Source organism: Micromonospora yongxingensis (genome assembly GCF_052601155.1).
The window spans coordinates 28,844-53,503 of the sequence record NZ_JBQXEO010000029.1 but is presented as its reverse complement, the minus strand read 5'-3'; the positions used below and the strand labels follow the sequence as shown (position 1 = coordinate 53,503).

20 protein-coding genes and 1 tRNA gene are annotated in these 24,660 nt (G+C 70.9%); 4 read left to right on the top strand and 17 right to left on the bottom strand.

Annotated elements, in window-relative coordinates; translation table 11 throughout:
• Nucleotides 1-332: 332 nt before the first annotated feature.
• Entirely contained in the window at nt 333-1,529 is a 1,197-nt protein-coding gene (locus ACTWLT_RS27085) for a pentapeptide repeat-containing protein (protein ID WP_445320757.1), read from the bottom strand.
• Nucleotides 1,530-1,998: 469 nt separating this feature from the next.
• Between ACTWLT_RS27085 and ACTWLT_RS27080 the strand changes: the two genes are divergently transcribed.
• The gene (locus ACTWLT_RS27080) at nt 1,999-2,502 is read left to right on the top strand and encodes a tyrosine-type recombinase/integrase (RefSeq protein ID WP_445320756.1); all 504 of its coding nucleotides are present in this window, start codon (nt 1,999-2,001) and stop codon (nt 2,500-2,502) included.
• A 17-nt stretch (nt 2,503-2,519) separates the two neighbouring features.
• Here the strand turns inward: ACTWLT_RS27080 and ACTWLT_RS27075 are convergent.
• A tRNA-Thr gene (locus ACTWLT_RS27075) sits at nt 2,520-2,593 on the bottom strand.
• A gap of 144 nt (nt 2,594-2,737) precedes the next feature.
• Between ACTWLT_RS27075 and ACTWLT_RS27070 the strand changes: the two genes are divergently transcribed.
• A complete protein-coding gene (locus ACTWLT_RS27070) occupies nt 2,738-4,474 on the top strand; it encodes a metallophosphoesterase family protein (RefSeq protein WP_445320755.1) in 1,737 nt (578 codons plus the stop codon).
• A 129-nt stretch (nt 4,475-4,603) separates the two neighbouring features.
• Here the strand turns inward: ACTWLT_RS27070 and ACTWLT_RS27065 are convergent, their stop codons facing one another.
• The 6 genes from ACTWLT_RS27065 to tmk form a co-directional block, all read right to left on the bottom strand.
• Nucleotides 4,604-5,443, bottom strand: coding sequence for a PSP1 domain-containing protein (locus tag ACTWLT_RS27065; protein ID WP_252416136.1), 840 nt, complete (start codon nt 5,441-5,443; stop codon nt 4,604-4,606).
• Nucleotides 5,444-5,741: 298 nt separating this feature from the next.
• Nucleotides 5,742-6,422 carry a hypothetical protein gene (locus ACTWLT_RS27060; RefSeq protein WP_252416137.1) on the bottom strand — a complete coding sequence of 227 codons (681 nt, stop codon included), beginning with the start codon at nt 6,420-6,422 and terminating at the stop codon, nt 5,742-5,744.
• The gene (locus ACTWLT_RS27055; RefSeq protein WP_445320754.1) at nt 6,422-6,727 is read right to left on the bottom strand and encodes a hypothetical protein; all 306 of its coding nucleotides are present in this window, start codon (nt 6,725-6,727) and stop codon (nt 6,422-6,424) included. Before ACTWLT_RS27055 ends, ACTWLT_RS27060 begins: the two co-directional genes overlap by 1 nt.
• Before the next feature lies 1 nt (nt 6,728).
• Nucleotides 6,729-7,058 (bottom strand): YbaB/EbfC family nucleoid-associated protein, encoded by a 330-nt coding sequence (locus tag ACTWLT_RS27050; protein WP_053659404.1) that lies wholly within the window; start codon nt 7,056-7,058, stop codon nt 6,729-6,731.
• A 148-nt stretch (nt 7,059-7,206) separates the two neighbouring features.
• Nucleotides 7,207-8,460 (bottom strand): DNA polymerase III subunit delta', encoded by a 1,254-nt coding sequence (locus tag ACTWLT_RS27045; RefSeq protein WP_445320753.1) that lies wholly within the window; start codon nt 8,458-8,460, stop codon nt 7,207-7,209.
• A complete protein-coding gene (gene tmk / locus ACTWLT_RS27040) occupies nt 8,460-10,556 on the bottom strand; it encodes a dTMP kinase (RefSeq protein ID WP_445320787.1) in 2,097 nt (698 codons plus the stop codon). Before tmk ends, ACTWLT_RS27045 begins: the two co-directional genes overlap by 1 nt.
• A 311-nt stretch (nt 10,557-10,867) precedes the next feature.
• Here tmk and ACTWLT_RS27035 point away from each other — a divergent pair, with 311 nt between their 5' ends.
• A complete protein-coding gene (locus tag ACTWLT_RS27035; RefSeq protein ID WP_252416140.1) occupies nt 10,868-12,076 on the top strand; it encodes an amino acid deaminase/aldolase in 1,209 nt (402 codons plus the stop codon).
• Between the two features lie 51 nt (nt 12,077-12,127).
• Here the strand turns inward: ACTWLT_RS27035 and ACTWLT_RS27030 are convergent, their stop codons facing one another.
• Nucleotides 12,128-12,727, bottom strand: a complete 600-nt coding sequence (locus ACTWLT_RS27030) for a TetR/AcrR family transcriptional regulator (RefSeq protein ID WP_252416343.1) — start codon at nt 12,725-12,727, stop codon at nt 12,128-12,130.
• A gap of 226 nt (nt 12,728-12,953) precedes the next feature.
• Between ACTWLT_RS27030 and ACTWLT_RS27025 the strand changes: the two genes are divergently transcribed.
• Complete coding sequence (locus ACTWLT_RS27025; RefSeq protein ID WP_445320752.1) at nt 12,954-14,270, top strand: D-arabinono-1,4-lactone oxidase; 1,317 nt, start codon at nt 12,954-12,956, stop codon at nt 14,268-14,270.
• Between the two features lie 15 nt (nt 14,271-14,285).
• On the opposite strand, the gene ACTWLT_RS27020 is transcribed toward ACTWLT_RS27025, so the two are convergent.
• From ACTWLT_RS27020 to ACTWLT_RS26985, 8 genes are all read right to left on the bottom strand, one after another.
• The gene (locus ACTWLT_RS27020; RefSeq protein ID WP_445320751.1) at nt 14,286-15,356 is read right to left on the bottom strand and encodes a GDSL-type esterase/lipase family protein; all 1,071 of its coding nucleotides are present in this window, start codon (nt 15,354-15,356) and stop codon (nt 14,286-14,288) included.
• 42 nt (nt 15,357-15,398) lie between these two features.
• Nucleotides 15,399-16,379, bottom strand: coding sequence for an NADPH:quinone reductase (locus ACTWLT_RS27015; RefSeq protein ID WP_445320750.1), 981 nt, complete (start codon nt 16,377-16,379; stop codon nt 15,399-15,401).
• Nucleotides 16,379-16,678 (bottom strand): antibiotic biosynthesis monooxygenase, encoded by a 300-nt coding sequence (locus ACTWLT_RS27010; RefSeq protein ID WP_445320749.1) that lies wholly within the window; start codon nt 16,676-16,678, stop codon nt 16,379-16,381. Before ACTWLT_RS27010 ends, ACTWLT_RS27015 begins: the two co-directional genes overlap by 1 nt.
• Nucleotides 16,679-16,684: 6 nt before the next feature.
• Nucleotides 16,685-17,308 carry a TetR/AcrR family transcriptional regulator gene (locus ACTWLT_RS27005; RefSeq protein WP_445320748.1) on the bottom strand — a complete coding sequence of 208 codons (624 nt, stop codon included), beginning with the start codon at nt 17,306-17,308 and terminating at the stop codon, nt 16,685-16,687.
• 199 nt (nt 17,309-17,507) lie between these two features.
• Nucleotides 17,508-20,348, bottom strand: a complete 2,841-nt coding sequence (gene topA, locus ACTWLT_RS27000; protein WP_445320747.1) for a type I DNA topoisomerase — start codon at nt 20,346-20,348, stop codon at nt 17,508-17,510.
• 372 nt (nt 20,349-20,720) lie between these two features.
• Nucleotides 20,721-21,455: a hypothetical protein gene (locus ACTWLT_RS26995; RefSeq protein WP_445320746.1), complete on the bottom strand. Its 735-nt coding sequence runs from the start codon at nt 21,453-21,455 to the stop codon at nt 20,721-20,723.
• Complete coding sequence (locus ACTWLT_RS26990) at nt 21,446-21,988, bottom strand: hypothetical protein (RefSeq protein ID WP_252416147.1); 543 nt, start codon at nt 21,986-21,988, stop codon at nt 21,446-21,448. The genes ACTWLT_RS26995 and ACTWLT_RS26990 overlap by 10 nt, the downstream gene beginning before the upstream one ends.
• 116 nt (nt 21,989-22,104) lie before the next feature.
• Nucleotides 22,105-24,453, bottom strand: coding sequence for a sodium-translocating pyrophosphatase (locus ACTWLT_RS26985; protein ID WP_445320745.1), 2,349 nt, complete (start codon nt 24,451-24,453; stop codon nt 22,105-22,107).
• Nucleotides 24,454-24,660: the final 207 nt, after the last annotated feature.

The window sequence follows — 24,660 nt, the reverse complement described above, 5'->3', positions numbered from 1 at the left end:
GCCCGGGAATGGGGACTGGCACGCGCGGCGGTGGACCTCGGGAAAAGCAGAAGCCCAGGTCTCTGACCTGGGCTTCTGTACCGAGCCGCCTGACGGAATCGAACCGTCGACCTACGCATTACGAGATCAAGTTGCCTACCTCGACCTACCTGCCCTTACCCCGCCCAGCCTGCGGAAATTCCTCTCGGCATCTCTCAGTATCGGTGGGTGCGGGCCGGCCTCTTGAGGACTAAATGAGGACTGATGCAGTGCGGTGCTGCCGTCTGACCCGTAGATTTTCAAGATCCCCTCCGGCGCCGTTCGGCAACGTTCGCATCGGCCTGGTCGCCGCGCTATGGAGGTCCTGGATCGGGGCGTGGTTGTCTGTCTACAGAGCCACGGCTTGTGGATTGCTCGGGAAGCACCAACTTGAGTCGAGGCTCTTTTACCGGGTTCCCATCCTCTGCTTCCTCTTCCCACCACCCGATTTCCGTTACCTGAACAATCTCTCCGAAGCCGAACTTATCTGCATCACCGACGGCGAAGCCCTTCGGCCACCCATGGCTGCCAGATGCATTCACATACACTCTGGAACCGCGAAACTCCCACACAAATGCGTGAGCCACCTTGAAGGACACCGCCCCCTTAAAGGTCACCTCAACGAAATGGCCTAGGTAAAGTTTCGCCTTGCTAAAGTCGGCCGATCCGGCGAATTCCGCTTCAGCACAAAGAAAGCCACCCACAAAGGTGGCACCAGAGAAGCGAGCGTTATCACCGAAGGATGTTTTGCTGAACTGCCCGTACCCGCTACAGAGGAAGTCATCGAAGTAGGACCTTCCGCGAATAATAGTGCGGTCGAGATTGATGGACTCCACGGCGCACTTCCGAAAATTAACATGCGTCAAGACTGCTCCGCTGAGATCCACCTGAATCTCAGGCCAGAATTTGTCTGAACCAACAGGGCAGTGCAAGCGGCCATCTTGGACGATGATTTTGGAATAGGTGAGGTGCTTTGTCAGAATCTTTTGCGCCGCTAGCCTCACCTGAAGTTCATGATGGCGCTCTTCATCCTCCACATCGCGCCGCCCGCCCACATACCCAATGTCGTCACTTTCGGGAAGCTCGTAGGGCATCCGAAGATAGGCGCATACCAGGTCAACAATCGTCTGCCTATGTTCATCATTGTCCTGCCCAACCCGCTCCAAGGCGTACAGAGCAGCCAAGCGCACCGCCGCCTTATCAGATCCCAACTGCTCAGCAGCCTTCGCATAAAGGTCGGTCACCCGTCGCTCAGTCGCGTCATGCTTCGAATCTTCGGCCGTTCGGTTCTTATATTCTTGGTCGGCATGATCGACGCGCTCTTTGACATACTGCCGACGGAGCGCCAAGAAGAGGGCAATCAGACCGCCTGCGCCAGCGCCCACGGCGAGAATGTTGCGGATAACATCAACGCGCAATTGCGCTTCACGCACTGCCAGGTCCGGCGATTTAGGCACACTCGCCGGAACCTTCGCGGCGTCCCACATGAACCAGGCGGCTACGCCTGTCACGAGTAGCGCGATAACTGCCAGAACTACAAGCGCGGCTAGGTGGATCGGCCGGTACGTCCTGGGTTTCGGCAACTTTGGCGGCTTATTATTACGCCAAGCCTGTAGCGCATCCCATCGCCGGACCAAAGCCGCGCGAAGGTGTTGGCGATTCAGCCGTAGCCGTTTGAGCATCCCCACATCATGTCGCAACGTGGCAAGTTGAGCAGATCTCCTCGTCGGGCAGTTGTAGACCTTCCAGCCTCCCTGGACGGGGACAAGGTGGAGCGCCCTACTGGACGAACGACCTTGTTCCCGTCCAGGGAGGCTGGTAGCCCTTGTGGTGCCCGGCGAGGTGATCTGCGGCGGCATCTCTGAGGAGGGCCGGGGTTCGGGGCGGAGCCCCGAGGTCTTTAAGAGCTTGGCCATCCAACGTGGCCGGCCGGGCCGGCGCGGCCCGCTTGCGGGCCGCCTTGATCTGCTGCGGCGGCGGGTGACCGTGGAGGTGGCCTTCGCGGAGGTCGGCGGCGAGCTGGTGGAGGGCACGCCAAAGAACCACCAGCGCCGGTCGGTGCCGGTTCCGCGGTTCCTCGTCGGCGAGCTGGCCGCCCACGTCGCCGGAAAGCGGCGAGAGGATCTGCTGTTCACCGCCCCGAACGGCGGGCCGCTACGCAACACCAACTTCCGTTCGCGGGTCTTCGCGCCGGCTGCTGCGTCGGTCGGGTTGGCGGGCCTGACTCCGCATGACCTGCGGCACACGGCGGCGAGTCTGGCCGTGGCTGCGGGCGCCAACGTGAAGGCGGTGCAGCGGATGCTCGGGCACGCCTCGGCGTCGATGACGCTGGACGTGTATGCCGGCCTGTTCGGTGACGACCTGGACGCGGTCGCCAACCGCTTGGACGAGGCGGTCAGTGCACGGGACAAGGACTATCTAAGGACCGGGACCACAGACGGCGGCGTGATCGACCTCGGGAAACGGCGAAGCCCAGGTCTCTGACCTGGGCTTCTGTACCGAGCCGCCTGACGGAATCGAACCGTCGACCTACGCATTACGAGTGCGTCGCTCTAGCCGACTGAGCTAAGGCGGCAACGATCGTCAAGTGTACGGCACCCCCTGGTCACCGACCGACCGGGATACCCCCTGCCGGCGCGCTGCCGCCAACCGGACATCGGCCGCCATCTAGCCGTTTACCGGACAGCGGATCATCGAGGTCGGGACTACGCTGCGGCGGGTGAGCGACGATCACGCCCCCCTCGACGACCCCAACCAGGACCCGCCGGCCGGGGAGCGGGCAGCCCACCGCCCCCGCACCACGGACCCGCTGGAGCTGGGTTTCACCCCGCGCAAGCCGGTGCCGTGGCTGGCCCCGTTCCTGCTGATCAGCACCGGTATCCGCACGCTGCTGGCGGTGCTCTTCGGGGCGTACCTGGACAAGCGGGAGCTGCAGAACGCGTTCGGCGACGACGCCTTCCGCCAGGTCGGGCCGGACGGCGGGCTCTGGCTCGACTACGTGGCGGACCTGGGTGACGGCTTCAACGCCACCTACTCGGTGGCGTACCTGCTGGCGCAGCCGGAGCTGACCGTGGACGGGCACCGGCTGCCCCGGGCCCAGACCCTGGTGATGGGCGGCGACCAGGTCTACCCGTCGGCGGCCTACGCGTCGTACGAGGACCGGTGCAAGGGGCCGTACCAGGCCGCGCTGCCGGCCACCCCGCCGGAGAGACCCACCCTCTACGCGGTGCCCGGCAACCACGACTGGTACGACGGCCTGACGGCTTTCCTGCGGCTGTTCGTCCGCTCTCGGGACCGGCACTTCGGCGGCTGGGGCACCGGGCAGTCACGGTCGTACTTCGCCGTGGAACTGCCGGCGGGCTGGTGGCTGCTCGGCGTGGACGACCAGTCCGGCTCGTACCTGGACGATCCGCAGCTGGCCTACTTCGACGAGGTGGCCCGGCAGCTCGGCCCCGAGTCGAAGGTGATCATCGCGGCGCCGGCGCCGACCTGGGTCAAGGCCGCCGACCACCCGACGGCGTACGACTCGATCGACTACTTCATCCGGACGATCATCGACCCGACCGGGGCGCAGGTCCGGCTGCTGCTCTCCGGCGATCTGCACCACTACGCGCGCTACGCCGGGCCGGACCGGCAGTTGATCACGTGTGGCGGCGGTGGGGCGTACCTCTACCCCACCCACAAGCTGCCGGAGCGACTCGAGGTGCCGCCCCGGGACACCCTGGCCCGCCGGGCCAGCCACACCCAGCCGTACGACCTGGTGGCCCGCTATCCGGACGCGGCCCGCTCCCGCCGCTACGGCTGGGGCATCTTCGCCCGGCTGCCGTTCCGCAATCCCGGTTTCACCACGCTGCTCGGCACCCTGCACACGCTGCTGATGCTGGCCATGGCGGGTGCGACGGCGAACTGGGCGGACACCAGCGACCAACGACTGTTCAGCGTTCCGCTGGTGATGATGCTGCTCGTGACGGTGCTGGCGGCGGCCCTGTTCGCCAAGCCGCCCAACGCGAGCGGCAAGCGGCACGCGCGGCACTGGATCCTTGGTGTCAGCCACGGCCTGGCGCACATCGGGCTGGCCGCCGCCGGCACGTGGGCGTGGCTGGCGCTGCCGTTCTACGACTGGCCGTGGCCGCTGCCGGTGGTCGCCGCAGCGGTGCTCTACGGCCCGGTGATCGGCCTGGTCTCCAGCCAACTGGTGGCGGCGTACCTGCTGGTGGCGGGGTCGTTCGGGGTGAACGTCAACGAGCTCTTCGCCGGTCAGGGCATCGAGGACTCCAAGTCGTTCCTCCGGCTGCGCATCGACCCGGACGGCACGCTGACCATCTACCCGATCGGGGTGGACCGGGTCGCCCGCGACTGGCAGCCCAACCCCGACCAGACCCCCACAGCCAGCTGGCTCACCCCGAAGACCACCCTGACGGCCCGCCTGGCCGAACCCCCCATCACCCTCCCCTGACCAACCCACCACCCACCCGGCCCCGCGCCCGCGCCCCCACCGTTGACCATGAAGTTGTTGCGGCGACACGCCGGGACAGCGGGCGGTAACTTCATGATCACCGGGGCGGGGGGTCAGGGGGTCACGGGGTCAGGGGGTGTAGTGCTGGTCGTGGGCCTGGCGGGGGGCGCAGACGGAGGCGCGTGAGCAGGAGCAGCGGGAGCCGTCGGCGTCGAGCCGGACGGTCACCGCGTCACGGGGGACGCTGTGGCCGACCACCCGGCCGTCGCCCTCCGCAGTGGAGACCCGGCTGCCGACGGCCGGGGCCGTCTCCTGGAACCGTTGATAGAGAGGGTGCTCGTACTTCAGACAGCACATCAGCCGGCCGCAGGCGCCGGAGATGCGCAGCGGGTTGAGCGGCAGGTCCTGGTCCTTGGCCATCCGGATGGTCACCGGCTCGAAGTCGGTGAGGAACGTGGCGCAGCACAGGTCCCTGCCGCACGAGCCGATGCCGCCCTGCACCCGCGCCGAGTCCCGTGCGGAGAGCTGCCGCAGCTCGACCCGGCAGTGCAGGGTGGCGCCCAGGTCGCGGACCAGGGAACGGAAGTCCACCCGGTGCGGGGCGGTGAAGTAGACGGTGCTGCGCTCACCCCCGCCGTCGGCGGAGCCGAGCACGTGGTCGACAGCCACGACCTTCATCGGCAGGCCGTGCGCGCGGATCAGCCGCTTCGCGGCCACCTTGGCCTCAGCTTTGCGCCGGCGCAACGCCTCGTCCCGGCGCAGGTCGTCGTCGCCGGCCAGTGCCACCAGCCGGGGGAAGCCGTCGGTCTCCTCGGTCACCCACTGGGCGGCCCAGACGCACTCCGCCACCTCGGGCCCATCGTCGGTGGGCACCAGCACCTTGTCGCCAACCTGCGGGCGCAACTCACCGGGGTCGAGGTAGTAGAGGCGCCCGTACCGGTTGAAGCTGACCGCGCAGAGCATGCCCATGCCCCCACCCTACGACGGCTCACCGCGGCGGGCGCGGCGGCCGTCGCCAGACGACTACACCCCGCTTCCATCCATGACCGTCGACTTGACCGATTGCCCGGCCAACCCGTCGTGCCGTTGCGCCTCGCCCGGACGGTTGAATCCGGGTCGCGACAGGGGACAAACGCGGCCGGGCGGCGTTGAGTGGAGGCAGACCTGCGGGGGGTGCAGGGGGAAGACCACGGCGTCGCCGCCGGTGCCGGCTCCGGCCGGGTGCCCGCGAGCGACGCCGTGGCCTGTCCGGGGCTCGGTGGCCGGGCTACCAGCCGACGCGGGTCGGCTGGTCGTAGCGGGGCCGACCGTCGGCCGACGGCCGCCAGGCGGACTCGGCCAGGCTCGGCGCCCACTGGCGCAGCAGCGTCTCCGCACCGTCGTAGGCCACGCAGAGCACCGCCAGCACCCGAGCGGCGATCTCGGCCGCGTCGGCAACCCCCGGCCCGACCGGCCCGGGTCGGTGCGGAGCGCCGGCCACGGTGGCGGCGACCACGCTGACCGCCTCGGCCGAGCGCAGCACGTCGGCCAGCGTCCGGGCCAGGGCGAGGCGGCTGCCCTCGACCCAGTCGGCGAGCGCGTCCGCGTATCCGGCGGTGGATTCCAGTCGCCCGACCAGGCTCTCCGGCCCCTCGTCGAGGTGGCGCAACAGCGCCGCACGCTCCTGCCCGTACGCCGAGGCGGCCGAGCCGGACCAGAGGACCGGGTCGGTGAGCGTGGCGGAGACGTCGTCGTACCCGCGGATCAGTCGGCGCACCGCGTGCCCGGCGCCGGCGAGCGGTGCCGGGTGGAGGTCGAGGAAGCCACGGACAGCGTCGCCCGGGAGGACCTGCATGCGGCGCAGCAGCGGCCAGACCCGGTGGCCCTCGGGGACACCGGCGGCGAGCAGGGTGTCCACCCGGCGCAGCAGGTCGAGGCCGGGCTCGGCGAGCCGGTCCAGCGGATCCATCACGGCTCTCCGGTGATCCGGCGGCGGGCGGCCCGGTCGACCTCGCCGTAACGGTCGGCGGCCTCACGCACCGCCGAGGCGGCGGCTGCCAGCCGGCCGGCGGCGGCCCGCGCCTCGCGGGCCCGGTCGTCGGTGGCGGCGGCCCACTGCCGGTGCAGCGCGCGGCCGATCTCGCCGGGCCGACCGGGGGCGTCGGCGCCGAACGCCGCCTGGGCCGGATCGCTGGCGGCGACCGTGCGGGACAGGGAGGTGAGCGTCGCGCTCGCCTCGTCCAGCCGGGCGGCGAGCGCGCGCAGTGTCTCCATCTCAGGCCCCCGCGAGCGGTCGGTAGGCGGCGAACGTCTCGTTGTGCAGCTTCTCCCGGGCCCACTCGGCGGCATCGGCGGCCGCGGTGACCGCGGCCTGCACGGAGCCGGCCACGTCGCGTGGGCTGCGGCTGTGCAGCGGCCCGAGGAACCGGACGTCGGTGATCCGCCCACCTGCGGTGACCACCACCTCGACCAGCCCGTCCGGCGACCGCACGGTGACCTCGACGGTCGACACCGCCTGGTCGAACTCGGCCTGGAGTGACTCGATCCGGCGGTAGCGCCGCACCGCCTCCTCGATCCAGGCTTCGTCGATCTCCCCCCGTGGCATCGGCCGACTCCTCCCCCGGGTGATCCCTCACTCAGTGTGCTGTCACCGTCACCACGGCACACCGGACCGTACCGCACAGCAATCGCGCGTGTCGATGCCTGTGGATGACCGGTCCCCGGGGGTGGGACCACGGGTCGAAGGCTGCGGGTCAGCCCTTCCAGAGGGCGAGCATCATCGCCTCGACCGCGATCCGCGGCTTGACGTTCGCCTCGATCGCGGCCCGGCAGGCGAGCACGGCTTCCAGCCGGCGCAGCGACCCCTCCGCGTCCCACTTCTGCGCCCCGGCACCGGCCAGCGCCGCGGTGTCGGTGTGCACCGGGGCGACCGGGGCCCGCAGCGCCATGGTGAGCGCGTCCCGGTAGAAGCCGGCGAGGTCGACCAGCGCGCGGTCCAGCGCGTCCCGCTGGGCCCGGGTGGCCCGCGACTTCTGCCGCTTCTCCAGCTCCTTGAGCTGCCCGGCGGCGCCACGGATCGCGCCGGCCGCGCCCCGGCCGGTGCCGCCCGCACCGAGCGCGGTCTCCAGCGCCGCCCGCTCGGCCGTGTCGGCCTCGGCGACCGACGCCTCGGCCTCCGCCTCGGCCGCCTCGATCAGCGCGGACGCCGCGTCGAACGCCGCGCCGACGCCGGTCAGCCGGCGCGGCACGGCGAGCACCGCCTCGCGTCGCGTGCGGGCCTCCGGGTCGCGGGCGAGCCGGCGGGCCCGACCCACGTGCCCCTGCGCGGCCGCCGCCGCCCACTGGGCGACGTCGGGCGCGACACCGTCCCGACGGACCAGCACCTCGGCCACCGCCGTGGCCGGCGGCTGCCGCAGTGGTACGACCCGGCAGCGCGACCGGATGGTCACCGAGACGTCGTCGGGGTGGGTGGACGGGGCGCAGAGCAGGAAGACGGTACGCGGAGGAGGCTCCTCGATCGCCTTGAGCAGCGCGTTGCCGGCCGCCTCGGTCAGCCGGTCGGCGTCCTCGATGACCACCACCTGCCAGCGGCCGCCCGACGGGGTGCTGGCCGCGCGGAGCACCAGCGCGCGCATCTCGCCGACGCCGATGGAGAGCCCTTCGGGCACGACCATCCGGACGTCGGCGTGGGTGCCGCCCATCGTGGTGTGGCAGCCGGGGCACTCGCCGCAGCCGGTGCCGTGCACGCACTGCAGGGCCGCGGCGAAGGCCCGCGCGGCGACCGAGCGACCGGAACCGGGTGGCCCGGTGAAGATCCAGGCGTGGGTCATCCCGGCGGACGGATCGACCCCGTCGGGTGCGGCACCGCCGGCCGGGCCGGCGGCGATCAGCGCGGGTGCCCGATCGGCCGCGCCGGCGCGCAGCACGGCCGCCGCGGCGGCGGCTGCCCGACGCAGCTCGTCCACCGCCTCGTCCTGGCCGACCAGGTCGGCGAAGACGTCCGGCATCAGGTCCGATGCTCCATCGTCACCAGCTCCGCGTCGGATAACTCGGGCTGGACCGAGGTGTCCGGGCCCTGGGCCGGACGGGGGTGCACGATGCCACCCGGCTTGCCGAGCATCTCCTCGACCCGACGGACCACCTGACCGGTGATCTCCTCGACCGGTCGGGACGCGTCGAGCACCAGGTAGCGCTTCGGGTCGGCGGCGGCGAGGTCGAGGAAGGCGTACCGGACGCGCTCGTGGAAGGCGACCGACTCGGCCTCCAGCCGGTCGGCACCCTCGCTGCGCGACGCGACCCGGGACAGGCCGGTCTGCGGCTCGACGTCCAGCAGCACCACCAGGTCGGGCTTGAGCCCGCCGGTGGCCCAGGAGGAGAGCCAGGAGACCTCGTCGACCGGGAGTGTCCGCCCCGCGCCCTGGTACGCCAGCGACGAGTCGACGTACCGGTCGCTGATCACCACTCCGCCACGGGTCAGCGCGGGCCGGACCACGGCGGCCACGTGGTGCGCCCGGTCGGCGGCGTACAGCAGCGCCTCGGCACGGGGGGAGGGCGCCTCGTCGCCGGAGGTGTCCAGCACCAGCGACCGGATCCGCTGGCCGACGGCGGTGGCCCCCGGCTCGCGGGTGACCACGACGTCGCGCCCCTGACCGCGCAGCCTCTCGGCGAGCGCGGTGAGCTGGGTGGACTTGCCGGCGCCCTCGCCGCCCTCGAAGACCACGAAGAGCCCGTTGGAGACGAACGGTTCGGCCGGCATCAGCGGACGACCCCGGATGGAGCCCCAGAGGTCGGCGAGGACCGGGACGCCCTTCTTGTCGTCCATCTGGCCGAAGGCGCTGATCCCGGCGAAGATGCCGGCGGCTCCGGCGGCCAACAGCAGCAACCGGGTCGACGAGATGGACAGACCCAGGTCGGCGATCTCCAGCTTGCGGGAGCCTCCGACGCCGGCGAGCAGGCTGCTCAGCGCGATGGCGAGGATCAGCACCAGCCGGGTGCCGATCTGCACCACGGCGAAGACCCGGCCGCGCACCTCGTCCCTGATCTCGCCGCCGAGCAGGGTGGTGCCGGCCAGGAAGGCCATCCCGGCGCCGGCGCCGACCAGCACCGCGCCGACGATCGCCATGGACAGGTGGATGGCGAAGGCGAGGGTCATCACGGCGGCGCTGGCCAGCACGATGCTCATGCCGAACCAGCGGCGCCGGGACATGTCCTTGACGATCATCGGACCGAGGCCGATGCCGAGCGCCAAGCCAACGAAGATCGCGCCGAAGAGCAGCGAGAACGCCGCGTCACCGGCGCCCAGCGAGCTGGCGAAGAACTTCGCCGTGCCGATCACGATGCCGCCGCCGGCGAACGCACCCAGGATGCCGAGCACCAGCCCGCGCACCAGCGGGGTCTGGCCGATGAACTGCCAGCCCTCCTTGAACTGGCGCAGCATGCTCTGCTCGTGCCGGTCGCCCTCGGCGGTCTGCCCCTGGCTGATCTCCTTGATGCCGAACGCGACGACCAGGGCGGTGGCCAGCCGGGAGAAGGAGTTGAACCAGAGCGCCAGCTGGGCCGGTTCGGCCCAGTTCGGGAAGTTGCCGCCGGTCACGCCCCGGACGCTGCGGTCCAGGACGGCGCTGACCAGCGCGGCGAGCACCGGGGTCAGGCCGTAGGTGGTGATCAGCGTGAGCTGGTTGGCCGCCTCCAGCCGGGCGCGCGGGATCAGGTTGGGGACGGCCGCTTCCTTGGCCGGAATCCAGATCAGCGTGATCGACTCGATCAGGAACGTGGCGAGGGTCGCCCACCCGACCACGACCGCACCGCTGGCGCCGGCCAGCGCCACCATCGGGATCGAGGCGAACAGGACGAACCGGAGCAGATCGCAGATGACCATCGTCCAGCGGCGGTCGAACCGGTCGGCGAGCACGCCGGCGACCGGGCCGAGCACCAGGGCGGGGAGCAGCCGGATGGCGATGACGCCACCGAAGGCCGCGCCCTTGGCGGTGTTGCCCTGCACCTGTGAGGCCGCGAAGACCGAGGTCGCCAGCAGGCCGAGCCAGTCGCCGAAGGAAGCGGCGCCGAGCACGATCCAGAGCCGCCGGAACGGCCGGATCCGCAGGACCGAGCGGATCGCGGCGTAGCCGGACGGATCGACCTGGGCACCGCTGGGCTGGGTGGCGGCGTTGCCGGGCTGATCGCCCGAGCGCGACACGCCGCGCGACTCGCCGCTGTTCTGGCTTTCGATGGCCGTACCTCCACGTGCCGGCCCATCGCTGGGCACCCCCGGTGGAACACTCTAGACCCGGTGGGGGGCCGCCCCACCGGCGACATTCTCCTGCTCGCTGAGCCTAGGCCGCCGGAGGCACCGGCCGCAGCCCGGAGGTACGCGAGGGTATTTCGCATTCATCGTCGGACAGTTAGCGTGCACACGTGGCTATCGAAAGCGACAAACTTCGCGAGCGCCTGGATCGGGCGACCGCCCACCTCGACCCGCCGTACGCGGTGGTTGATCTCACCGCCTTCGACGCCAACGCGGCCGCCCTGGCCGACCGCGCCGCCGGCAAACCGGTCCGGCTGGCCAGCAAGTCGGTCCGCAGCCGGGAGCTGATCAGCCGGGCGCTCGCCCGACCCGGGTGGCACGGCGTGATGGCGTTCACCCTGCCCGAGGCGATCTGGCTGGTCCGCGCCGGCGTGAGCGACGACGTGCTGGTCGCGTACCCGAGCGCGGACCGGGCCGCCGTCGCCGAACTGGCCGCCGACCCCACACTGGCCGCCGCGATCACCCTCATGATCGACGGCACCGGGCAGCTCGACCTGATCGACGCCGTACGGCCCGCCGGGCAGCGCGCCGAGCTGCGCGTCTGCCTGGACCTGGACGCCTCCTGGCGGCCACTGCGTGGGCGGGTGCACGTCGGCGTCCGCCGCTCGCCGGTGCACAGCGCGCGGGCGGCCGGCGCTCTCGCCGCCACCGTCGCCGGTCGGGCCGGCTTCCGGCTGGTCGGCCTCATGTCGTACGAGGCGCAGATCGCCGGCCTGGGCGACGCGCCTCCGGGGCAGACGTTGCTGGCCGGCGCGATCCGGCTGGCCCAGCGCGGGTCGTACCGTGAGCTGCTGGCCCGCCGGGGCGCGGCGGTCGCCGCGGTCCGCGAGCACGCCGACCTGGAGTTCGTCAACGGCGGCGGTACCGGCAGCGTGGCCGCGACCAGCGCCGATCCCGCGGTCACCGAGGTCACCGCGGGATCGGGCCTGTACGGGCCGACGCTGTTCGACGCCTACCGCGCCTGGCGCCCCACCCCGGCGGCGTTCTTCGCCTGCACGGTGGTCCGCCGGCCGACCCCGGAGCTGGCAACCGTGCTCGGCGGGGGCTGGATCGCCTCCGGCCCGGCGGCCGACAGCCGACTCCCCCGCCCCTGGCTGCCGGCCGGCCTGAAGCTGGTCGGCACCGAGGGGGCCGGCGAGGTGCAGACCCCGCTCTCCGGCGCGGCGGCGGCCACCCTGCGCATCGGCGACCGGGTGTGGTTCCGGCACGCGAAGGCCGGTGAGCTGTGCGAGCGGGTCAACGAGCTGCACCTGGTCGAGGGGGACGCGGTCGTGGCGACCACGCCCACCTACCGCGGGGAGGGCCGGGCCTTCCTCTGACGCCACCCCGCCGCGCCGTGCCGACCCCCGGCCGGGCCCGGCGCGGGCGGGTCAGGCCGGCTGCGTCGCCGGCTGCTCGGCGGTGTACCGGTCGCTCTCCGGGCCGTCGACCTGGCGGTGCAGGTACTCCCGGATCAGTGCCTTCGCCTCGAGCAGCACCCGCTCGTCGCCGTCGGACCTCCGGCGGAACGCGAGCTTGATCAGCGCGTCGGCCGCCTCCACGGCGATCTCCAGGACGAAGCGCAGCTTCGGCACGTCGGTCAGCCCGAAACGCTCGGTGAGCACCCGGGCCAACTGGTCGGCGATCACGCCGTTGTTGTCGCGCTGCTCGTCCAACAGGTGCAGGTCGACCACGTCGCCGAAGTGCAAGGTACGGAAACCGGGGACGGTGCGGTGCATCGTGATGTACTCATCGATACCCGCGTCGACGCCGTCCCACCAGTGGGTCATCTCGTCGGAGGCGAACCGCTCGTCGAGCCGCTGGAGGTAGGACTCCATTGTGCGCAGAGTCAACGCCTGCACGATCGCCCGCTTGTCCGGGAAGAACTGGTAGACCGACCCGATCGCCACCTCGGCACGCTCGGCGAGCAGGGTTGTGGTCAGCCCCTCGTACCCCACCTCGTCGACGAGTTCGGCGCAGGCGTCCAACATGCGCTGTACCCGCGCGACACTTCGACCCTGCACCGGTACGCGGCGCAGCGGCCCGGTCGTGGCGGCTGGTGTGGACACTCGGTGCCACCCCCCTTCGACGGATGAACATATCTGCACGTCACGAGTCCGTGACTACCGGTACAACGAGCGGGCCGGGATTGCGGTATTTACCAGGTACAACGTTCCTGATATGAAGTCAGTTCATATTCATCTCTGAGGAGCGCGCATGGTCGGCACCGCACCGGTCACCGCCCGCTGGTCCAACTGGGCCGGCAACCAGCGTGGCAGCGCCACCACCATCCTGCGCCCCGGCTCGCCAGCCGACGTCGCCGAGGCCGTCAACGCCGCCACGACCGAGGGCGGTCGGATCCGGGTGACCGGCAGCGGCCACTCCTTCACCGCCGTCGCGCTCGCCGACGACCGGCGGATGGACCTGTCGGAGTTGACCACCACCGTCAGCGTCGACGTCGAGAACCGGCTCGTCACCGTACCGGCGGGAATGACCCTACGGGCGCTCAACGGCCTGCTCGCCCGGCACCGCCTCGCCCTGCCCAACCTCGGCGACATCGACGCCCAGACGGTGGCCGGGGCGATCTCCACGGGCACCCACGGCACCGGCGTCGCCTACGGCTGCCTGTCCACCTTCGTCGAAGCGATCACCCTGGTCACCGGCACCGGAGAGGTGCTGCGCTGCTCCGCCGACGAGCACCCCGACGTCTTCGCCGCCGCCCGGGTGTCGCTCGGCGCGCTCGGCGTGCTGGTCGAGGTGACCCTGCGCTGCGTCGACGCCTTCGTGCTGCACGCCCACGAACGCCCGGCCGCGCTGGCCGACGTGCTCGCCGACCTGCCCACCCTGATCGGCGGCCACGACCACGCCGAGTTCTACTGGTTCCCCTACACGGCGCGCGTGCAGGTCAAGACCAACGACCGGGTACCCGCCAACGACCGGCCACTGCCCCGGTGGCGCGGCTGGCTCGACGACGACTTCCTCGCCAACACCGTCTTCGCGAGCGCCTGCCGGCTCGGTCGGGCCGTACCGACACTGGCCCCGGGAATCAGCGCGATCTCCGCCCGCGCGCTCACCGAACGCCGCTACACCGGGCGCTCCGACCGGGTGTTCTGCACCCCACGCCGGGTCCGCTTCGTCGAAATGGAGTACGGCCTGCCCCGCGAGGCGCTACCCGAGGCACTGGCCGCGCTCCAACGGATCGTCGGCGGGCTGCCGTTCAAGGTGCTCTTCCCGGTCGAGGTGCGGTTCACCGCCGCCGACGACATCTGGCTGTCCCACGGCTACGGCCGGGACTCCGCGTACATCGCGGTGCACCAGTACGTCGGCATGCCGTACGAGCCGTACTTCCGGGCCTTCGAAGAGGTCGCCGCCGGGCTGGGTGGCCGCCCGCACTGGGGCAAGCTGCACTACCGCGACGCCGCCTCGCTGGCCGCGGCGTACCCGCGCTTCGCCAACTTCCAGGCCGTCCGCGACCGCCTGGACCCGAACCGTGTCTTCACCAGCCCTCACCTGACCCACGTCCTCGGCGCCTGACGGCACCCATCGGTGCTAGAGCGCGAGGTCGTCCAGGTTGACTGCGTCGGCCAAGGCCTCGGCGCCCTTGTCGTTCAGGTGCATACCGTCGCCGCTGTCCAGCGCGGGGTGGATGTAGTCGGGGGCCTGAGGATCGGCGACAGTTCGGGCCACATCGACGACAGAGTCGAAGGCGTCGGTCGTGCGGATCCAGTCGTTCACCTCACGTCGGATGGCGAGGCCCTCCGGCGTGCTGATCCCGGGGCCGGCGCCCGCGAAGGGACCAATGGTGGCGGCGAGGATCTTCAGCCCGGCGCGGTGGGCGCGGCCAGCCAGAGCGCTGAAGCCTTCGATGAGGGCGCCGGCGGTGGTGGGCGGTTCGCCGAGCATGCCGGGAAGACCGAGGTCGTTGATGCCGAAGTGGACCAGAACGTGGGTCAGGGCGGGTATCGAGAGAACATCGCGGTCGAATCGCGCCAGTGCGTGTTCGCCGACCCCGTCACGCAGGAGGCGGTTTCCAGCGATGCCCTGGTTGACGACCCATCCTCGCTTCAGGCGCCGGTTGAGAAAGTCGACGGAGCGATGGTTCGCGCTGGTCGTGGTGCCGACTCCTTCGAACCAGGAGTCGCCGAAGGCCGCTGCGATCACGGTGTCCTGCGGGGCGGGCACGTCGACACCCGAGATGTAGTACCTGGCTTCGACCTGCTCCGTCCACGGGAGTACGGGAGACATGACGTGATTGCCGCCGGCGATCCGGGCGACTTCCGCTGGCCGGTGGGAATGGGTGGCCAGACCGGTCCTCTCCGGGAGGTAGAGGCTCACGACCAGGTCCGTTCCGGCGGCGACCGGGACGTCGACCGGGTCGGTGAGGCACTCTTCGCCCGCAGGGATGACGCAGTGCTCGGCGCCATCGAAGAAGAGGACGGCCTGCCGGTGACCGACGGCGACCGTCGCGGCCTGGACGGCCAACGGGGTGCGGCCGTAGCGGTTCGTCAGGCGCAGGCGGAAGGCTTCCCCACCGCCGGCCATGTGCAGCACCTGACGAACGGTCTGGTCGACGAAGCCACGGGGTTCGCTGAACTGGAACTGCTCGTACGGGCTGATCACTGCGGTACGGAAACCGGCTGTCCAGATCATGTTCCAGGCCCCTCAGATGTCCAGGACGATCCGGCCGCTGGCTGAGCCCTGCTCGACCAGTTCGTGTGCCCGTGCGATCTCCGCCAACGGCAACCGGGCGGCGATTGGGTAGCGCAGGTCACCGCCGACCAGCGCGGCTGTCAGTTCGGTCGCGGCGGTCTCGTTCGCCTGCTCCGGGAAGTCGTCGTTGCTGAGGAACCGGACGGTGATGTTCTTGAAACCGAGCGGCCAGTACGGGATGCGTGGCTCAGCCGCACCGGTCGCGTAGGTGGCGATCACACCACCGGTGCGGAGGATTTCCAGATTGGTCGCCACGTTGACGTCGAAGGCCAGCTCGGCCACCCGGTCGATCGGTTCCCCACCGGTGTATTCGAGGATCCGGGCGGCCACATCGCCACCGGCGGTGTCTACCGCGTGGTGCGCGCCCGCGGCCAGCGCGTCTGCGATCTGGTCTGCCTTGCGTACCGTCGCGATCACGATGGCGTCGCCCCGGCGGGCCACCGCCAACGCGGCCCGGCCGACCGCACCGAGGGCTCCGGTGACGACAACCCGCTGGCCGGTCACCGGTCCGTCGGCGAAGATCGCCCGGTGGGCGGTGATGCCCGGGATGCCGAGTCCGGCCGCCTGCTCGTACGGCACGCCGGCGGGCAGCGTCACGGCGTGCCGGGCGGGCACCACGGTGTATTCGGCGGCCGTGCCGAACGGGCGGTACGACTGGGCGAGGTAGACCCAGACCCTTTCGCCGATCCGGGACGGATCGACGCCCAGCCCGACCGCGTCGATCACCCCGGCACCGTCACCGTGCGGGACGACCCGGGGAAACATCATGGTGGAGCCCCACCAGCCCTGCCGTTTACCCAGGTCGCCGACGTGAATCCCGGAGACCGACACCCGGACCCGGACCTCGCCCTCACCCGGCCACGGATCGGGCAACTCACCGACCTGGAGCACCTCGCGCGCCGGGCCCTGCCGGTCGTACCACGCCGCGCGCATCAGGCACCTACCGGTTCGGTCGTGGTGCCCTCCTCGACGCTGACCACCTCATCGATCAGGGAGAAGAACGCCTGGATCCCGGGCCGGTCCGCGCCCCGTCGCCGGGATTCGGCGAAGTCCTCGGACGAGCCCCAGAAGACGATGTCCAGCCATTCGTCGGCCGTCAGCCGGACCAGACGCGCGCCGAGGAAGCCGGCGCGATCGGTCTGGAAGTCGCGCAGCATCTCCGGCCGCGCGGCCAGCAGGGCGTCGGCGCGTGCCGGGAGCACGCGGAAACGAGTGATTTCGACGGTGGTCATCGTTCCTCAATCCGTTCGGGTAATAGGCCCTGAGCCCTTGACGCCCAGCATCAGCCTGAGCTGGGTCAGCAGGACCTCGCGGAACTCCGCGGGCGACGGCGTGGGATGGCGCTGGACGCGAGAGACGATCAGACCGGCCAGCGCCGAAAGCAGGAGATCCGTCACGGCTTCGGCGTCGTGGACCAGCTTGAACTCGCCCCGCTCAGCGCCTTCCCGTACGGCGGCCAGAAAAGGCGCCCGGTAACGCATCTGCACCTCCGCGCTGTAGTCGCGGAGTTCGTCGTCGCGCATGGCGGATCGCCAGAATTCGACGAGGACCTGCCGCGTGCTCTCCGAGTTGTGCAGACTCCGGTCCACCAGCGCGACCAGCCGTCGCCACGGATCGGCTTCGGCGGCGGACGCCGCTTGCAGGGCATCCACCTCCTGGTCGGTGAAGACCTGCATGGCCTCGATGATCATGTCCTCGCGGGAGCCAAAGTAGGTCTGCAGGGTGCTGATCGCGACACCGCCGGCCGCAGACACGTCCGTGAACCGTGTGTTCTCGTATCCGCGGGCAGCGAGCACACCTGCCACCGCTTCGAGAACCGCCGTCCGTTTCGCCCCACCCGCACGCCTTTTCCGAATCACCATGGCGTCATACGCGGGGGCCGGACGTTGTCGTTCCAGCGGTACATGTCTCGCGAGTCCCACACGTGGTTCGCCGGCATGACCATACGGTACGACCGTACCGATCCGGCCGAAAGATTTTCACCTGCACTGTGATGGGAGACACCAGACACGAAAACGGCCCCCGCAGGGGGCCGTTTTCCAAGATCTCGTAGCGCAGGGGTTACTCGGTGCTGGTGGCGGCCTTGCGGGGGGCCGCCTTCTTGGCCGGGGTCTTCTTGGCCGCGGTGGTGGCCTTGGCGGTGGTGGTCTTCTTCGCGGCGGTGGACTTGCTGGCAGCGGCCGTCTTCTTGGTGGCCGCTGCCTTCTTCGCCGGAGCCTTCTTCGCCGCCGCCTTCTTCTTCGGCGCCGGACCCTTGGCCCGCTTCTCGGCCAGCATCTCCGAGGCTTCCTCGATGCTCAGCGCCTCCGGGGTCTGCCCGCGCCGCAGAGACGCGTTGAACTCCCCGTCGGTGACGTACGGGCCGAACCGGCCGTCCTTGATCACCAGCGGCTTCTCGGTCGCCGGGTCGACGCCCATCTCCCGCAGCGGGGGCGCCGCCGCCCGCCGTCCGCGGGTCTTCGGGGCGGCCAGCAGAGCCAGCGCCTCGTCGAGGCCGACGGTGAACATCTGCTCCTCGGACTCCAGCGAACGGAACTCCTCGCCGCGCTTGACGTACGGACCGTAGCGGCCGTTGTTGGCGAACACCTCGACGCCGTCAGGCGCGACGCCGACCAGCCGGGGCAGGCTGAGCAGCCGGAGCGCCTCCTCGAGGGTCAGCGAGTCCGGTGTCTGCGAGCGCAGCAGGGAGGACTTCCGCTCGCCGCTGGACACGTACGGGCCGAACCGGCCGGACTTGAGCACGATCGGCTCGCCGGTGGCGGGGTCGTCGCCGAGCTTGCGCTCGCCGCTGCCGCCGAGGAACAGCTCGTGCACCTTCTCCGGGGTCAGCTCGTCCGGGGCCAGGCCCTCGGGGATCGGCGCGCGGTCGCCCTGGGCACCGCCCTCCTCGCCCTCGCCCGAGGGAGCCGGCGTGGGCTGCTCGCCACCGGGCAGCTCGCGCTGGAGGTACGGCCCGTACCGGCCGACCCGGACGACGACCTCGCGGCCGTCCTCGTCGGTGAAGAGCGGGATGGAGTTGACGCTGCGCGCGTCGATCTCGCTGAGGTTCTCGGTGACCAGCTTCTTGAGCCCACCGGAGCGGGCGATGTCCTGGTCGCCGGCGCCGTTGGCGCTGCCGAAGTAGAACGCCGTGAGGAAGTCGACCGCGGCGTGGTCCCCGCCGGCGATCTCGTCCAGCTCGTTCTCCATGGTGGCGGTGAAGTCGTAGTCGATCAGGCGTGGGTAGTGCCGCTCCATCAGCCCGATCACCGCGAAGGCCAGGAAGGTGGGGATCATCGCCTGGCCGCGCTTGGTGACGTACCCCCGGTCCTGGATCGTCTGCATGATCGACGCGTAGGTGGACGGTCGGCCGATGCCCAGCTCCTCCAGGGCCTTGACCAGCGACGCTTCGGTGTATCGCGACGGCGGCTGGGTGTGGTGACCCTGGGCGGCCAGCTCGTCGGCGGTCAGCGGCTGGTCCTTGACCAGGGTGGGCAGCCGGCGCTCGGCGTCCTCGGCCTCGGCGTTCTCGTCGTCGCTGGACTCGACGTAGGCGCGCAGGAAGCCCGGGTCGGTGATGGTCTTGCCGGTGGCGCCGAAGTCGGCTTCCTCCTGGGAGGTGGAGACCGCGCGGATGCGCACCGAGACGCTGGAGCCGACCGCGTCGGTCATCTGCGAGGCGATGGTCCGGCGCCAGATCAGCTCGTAGAGCTTGAACTCCTCGGCGGACAGCTCCTTGGCGACCTCGCCGGGGGTACGGAAGTTGTCGCCCGCCGGACGGATCGCCTCGTGCGCCTCCTGCGCGTTCTTCACCTTGCCGGTGTAGCGGCGCGGCTCCGGCGGCACGCTGCGCTCGCCGTACAGCTCGACGATCTGCCGGCGGGCCGCCGAGATGGCGGTCTCCGACAGGTTGACCGAGTCGGTACGCATGTAGGTGATGTAGCCGTTCTCGTACAGCCGCTGCGCGGTGCGCATCGTCTGCTGCGACGACAGGCGCAGCTTGCGGGCCGCCTCCTGCTGGAGCGTCGAGGTGATGAACGGCGCGTACGGGCGGCGACGGTAGGGCTTCTCCTCGACGCGGGTGACGGTGAACGGCCGCCCGTCGAGGCGGGCCGCCAGGCCACGGGCGCCACTCTCGTCGAGGTGCACGACGCCGGCCCCGGGCCTCACCTTGCCGGTGGTCGGCTCGAAGTCCTTGCCGGTGGCGATGCGGTCGCCGTTCAGCGCGATGAGGGTGGCGTTGAACGCGCGCGGCCCCTCGCCGGCGTTCGCCACGGCGAGGGTGGCAAGGATGTCCCAGTACTCGGCGGTGCGGAAGGCCATCCGCTGCCGCTCCCGCTCGACCACGATCCGGGTCGCCACGGACTGCACCCGGCCCGCCGAGAGCCTCGGCATGACCTTCTTCCACAGCACCGGAGAGACCTCGTAGCCGTAGAGCCGGTCGAGGATCCGTCGGGCCTCCTGGGCGTCGACGAGGTCGCGGTCGATCTCCCGGGGGTTGGCCACCGCCGCCTGGATCGCCGGCTTGGTGATCTCGTGGAACACCATCCGCTTGACCGGCACCTTGGGCTTGAGGGTCTCCACCAGGTGCCAGGCGATCGCCTCGCCCTCGCGGTCCTCATCCGTCGCCAGGAAGATCTCGTCGACCTCCTTGGCCAGCTTCACCAGCTTGCTGATCTGCTGCTTCCGGTCGGCGGAGACGACGTAGAGCGCGTGGAAGCCGTTGTCCACGTCCACCCCGAGCCGGGCCCAGGGCTCCTTCTTGTACTTGGCCGGCACGTCGGCGGCGTTGCGCGGCAGGTCGCGGACGTGACCGAAGCTGGCCTCCACGACGTACCCCGGGCCGAGGTAGCCCGAGATCGTCTTGGCCTTCGCCGGTGACTCGACGATGACCAGACGGGTGGTTCCAGCTTCGCTCGGCACGTCTCTCCCCGACCTCACTCCTGCTCGTGGCCTTCCGGCGCCCGGACAGCGACCGCTTTCGACCCCGCCGTCGCACCGGCGGTCCGGATGTCCAACGTAACGCGCCGCCCGCGTTTCGGGTTTCGCGGGCCGCAAACCGCTCCGGCGAGGCGGTCAACTCCCGCCCCGCCGCGCTCGGCACTGCCGGACGGCGCCACCGTACACCGTGTGTAGGGCTCGAAGCGGGTCACTGTGACGATGGCGGACTCTCGGCCGAGGTCCGACCCGCCCGTTTTCCGCCGGTATCGCCTCGCCGGCTGTCCGGCACCGGACACGCGGCGCCCGCTCCGGCTCGCGCCGCATTCTGGGCGGAATGACCGGTTCACGCCTCGGTCAGGGTCGGGTCGGCCAGGCGTCGGCCGGCGCCGCTCGCGGCGGCTCCCCGACCAGCTCGGCGAGCCGACCCAACCGGCGCCGGCCGCTGATCAGGTAGCCCGGGCCGCCGTCGTCCGGGCCGGTCATCGCGCCTTCCAGGCCGGCGGCGGCGAGTGCCGCACCGATCGGTTCCCAGCACTCCCGGTCGCCCTCGCCGAGCCTGAGCAGGAAGCCGCCGGAGGGCTCCGGCGTCCCCGCGGCGGCGAGCCAGAGCCGCAGCCGCCGGCCGGTGAGGTGGAAGGTGGCCGGCGGGCGCTTCGCCGTGCCGTGCAGCCAGGCGACCGCGAGCGGCTTCAGAACCCGGGTGTACGAGGTACGGACGGCGTGTCGCTCGTCCCCGGTCGGCTCCCAGCTCGCCGCGAGCCCGCGCAGCGCCAGCTCGGCGACGAGCACGTGCACCCGCCAGGCGGCGTCCACCCGCACCGAGAGGCGGGCGGTGCCACCCATCCGCACCACCTCGCCCGGACCGGCGAGCAGCCCGGTCAGGTCGGCGACCGTGGGTTCGGCCGCCTCCGCGCCGAAAAAGACCAGTTGCCGCCCCGCGTCGTCGGTCTGCGGGGGCGGGGAGGACGGCACGCCCGCTCCGGATCGCCGTCGTGCCGAGCCGGGTGCCGGCGCCTCGGGCTCGGGGGCCGGGAACAGCGCCGGCGGCGGCTGAGCCGCTCCGGTGTCGCCGAACCCGCTCAGCGACACTCCGGCACCTCGTCGAAGGCTTGTTTCAGCTCCTCGGAGTTGAGCTGGCTGGTGTCCAGGGCGCTGGCGTCGTACTCCTTCTTGAGGGTCTCCACCGCGGCGCGCACCCCGTCGTAGAAGGCGGTCGGCTCGCTGGTGCCCAACCCGTCGATGGTGTCCCGGGCCCGGCCGTACGCGTCCCGCATCTTTCCCAGAGAGCTGCGGAAACCGGCGGAGATAGCTTCGCCGTTGTCCGTCTCCGGGATGCCGGCCTGCTCCACCTTGCGGCGCGCGGTCTCGCTGGCCTGCTCCGCCCCACCGAAGAGCCGCACCAGGTTCTCCTTGGCCTGCGCCGGGGTGGTCTGCGCGGTCATCTGCTCGTCGGTGCTGCTGGTCAACTTGCTGATCTCCGACCGCCACGGAGTGAGCGCACCGCAGACCGAGGCCGCCCAGGCTCGCGGGCTGGGACCGCCACCGCAGCCGGAGAGCACGACGACGAACGTGGCCAGGACCACCGTGAACTTTCCGGCGGCTGACGCCCGGCACGTACGCATGCGTTGCAGCGTACGACCTCCGGCCGGGTGTGGCATCGGTCAGGACGGCCCGGAGAAGGACCCGAGAGTCCCCGGTCGGCGCGACACGCCGACCGGGGACCCGGTGCCGGGAACGATCAGGCGTTGACCGTCTCCGGCCGGTGGTCCGTGCTGCCCGCACCGGTGTCGGAGTCGTCCATCGCGATGCCCTTGCGCTTGCTGAACACCACGGACGCCGCGATGATCAGCGTGGCCACCACCGCGATGGCCACCCGCACGGGGGTGTTCCGGTCGTCGCCGATGCTGAACGCCACCACAGCGGGCGCGATCAGCAGCGAGACCAGGTTCATCACCTTGAGCAGCGGGTTGATGGCCGGGCCTGCGGTGTCCTTGAACGGGTCGCCGACCGTGTCGCCGATGACCGTCGCGGCGTGCGCCTCGGAGCCCTTGCCCCCGTACGCGCCGTCCTCCACCAGCTTCTTGGCGTTGTCCCAGGCACCACCGGAGTTGGCCAGGAAGACCGCCATCAGCGTGCCGGCCCCGATCGCACCGGCCAGGTACGCCGCGAGCGCGCCCGGCCCGAGGCCGAAACCGACCGCGATCGGCGCCAGGATGGCGAGCAGGCCGGGGGTCATCAGCTCGCGCTGCGCGTCCCGGGTGCAGATGTCCACAACCTTGCCGTACTCAGGGCGCTGGGTGCGGTCCATGATGCCGGGCAGCTCACGGAACTGCCGGCGGACCTCCATCACCACGGCGCCGGCCGAGCGGGACACCGCGTTGATGGCCAGCCCGGAGAAGAGGAAGACCACCGCCGCACCGATGATCAGGCCGACCAGGTTGCGCGGGTTGGCCACGTTCAGCGAGTTGAGGATCTCGCTCCCGACGTCGCCCACCCCCGCGTCCGCGTACGCGGTGCGGAGCGAGTCGGTGTACGACCCGAACAGCGCGGTCGCGGCGAGCACCGCCGTGGCGATCGCGATGCCCTTGGTGATCGCCTTGGTGGTGTTGCCGACCGCGTCCAACTCGGTGAGCGTCCGGGCGCCGTGCTCGTCGATGTCACCGGACATCTCGGCGATGCCCTGGGCGTTGTCGGAGATGGGCCCGAAGGTGTCCATCGCGACGATCACGCCGACCGTGGTGAGCAGGCCGGTACCGGCCAGCGCCACCGCGAACAGCGACAGCGTGATGCTGCTGCCGCCGAGCAGGAACGCGCCGAAGACACCGGCGCCGATCAGCAGCGCCGAGTAGACGGCGGACTCCAGGCCGATGCTGATGCCGGCCAGGATGACCGTGGCCGCACCGGTCTGCGAACTCTTGCCGATGTCCTGCACCGGGCGCCGGTTGGTCTCGGTGAAGTAGCCGGTCAGTGCCTGGATCGCGGCGGCCAGCACGATGCCGATCACCACCGCGCCGATGGCCACGAGCCGCGGGTTGCGGTCGACGTCGGTGAGCCCACCCTCCAACTCGGCGAAGGTCGCCGGCAGGTAGGCGTAGGCGGCGATCGCCACCAGCACCGCGGAGAGCACCGCCGAGATGTAGAAGGCCCGGTTGATCGCGGTCAGGGCGTTGCGGTCGGACGCGCGGAGCCGGGTGATGAAGACTCCGAAGATCGCGACCAGCACGCCGATGGTGGAGATGATCAGCGGGAAGACCAGGCCGTCCTCGCCGAACGCGGCGCGACCGAGGATCAGGGCGGCGACAAGCGTGACCGCGTACGACTCGAACAGGTCGGCCGCCATGCCGGCGCAGTCACCGACGTTGTCGCCCACGTTGTCGGCGATGGTGGCGGCGTTGCGCGGGTCGTCCTCGGGGATGCCCTGCTCGACCTTGCCGACCAGGTCGGCGCCGACGTCGGCGGCCTTGGTGAAGATGCCGCCGCCGACCCGCATGAACATCGCGAGCAGCGCGGCACCGAAGCCGAAGCCCTCCAGCACGGTCGGCGCGTCGCCCCGGTAGACCAGGACGACGAGCGCGGCGCCGAAGAGGCCGAGGCCCACGGTGAGGAAGCCGACCACGCCGCCGGTCCGGAAGGCGATCTTCATGGCTGCCTCGCGGCCGCCAACGCGCTCCCGTGCGGCGGCGGCCACCCGCAGGTTGGCCCGGGTGGCCAGCCACATGCCGGCGCCGCCGATGAACGCGCTGAACAGCGCACCCACCACGAAGAACGCCGACCGGCCGAGCTTCACCGCGGTCTCGCTGCCGTCGGTGTCATGCACCGGCAGCAGGAAGAGCAGGATCACCGCGATCACCACGAAGATCGCCAGGGTGCGGAACTGCCGCAGCAGGTACGCCGAGGCGCCCTCCTGGACCGCGCCGGAGATCTCCTGCATGTTGGTGGTGCCCTTACCGGCCGCCAGCACCGCCTTCGTCAGGGCGGCGGCGAAGGCGAGCGCCACCAGCGCGATGACCGCGGCGATGATGACGTACCTGGCATTGGCCCCGGTTAGGGATAGCCCGCCGCTGTCGGCGGCCAAGGTCTCGGACATCTGTGTCCTCCTGTACCGAACACGCGCGCCGGTCAGTGGAGACGCACCCACCGGCGCCTGAAATGCGGACTCGCAAGCGCGCGCCAACCCACTCCAGCGGACCAGCGATGACCACCCATACCCGCTGGCTGCGGGATGGATCACTTGCTGACAACCCGGGTACTGTAGCCCTCCACAGTGTCGGAGGTCACACCGAGGGGGCACCGT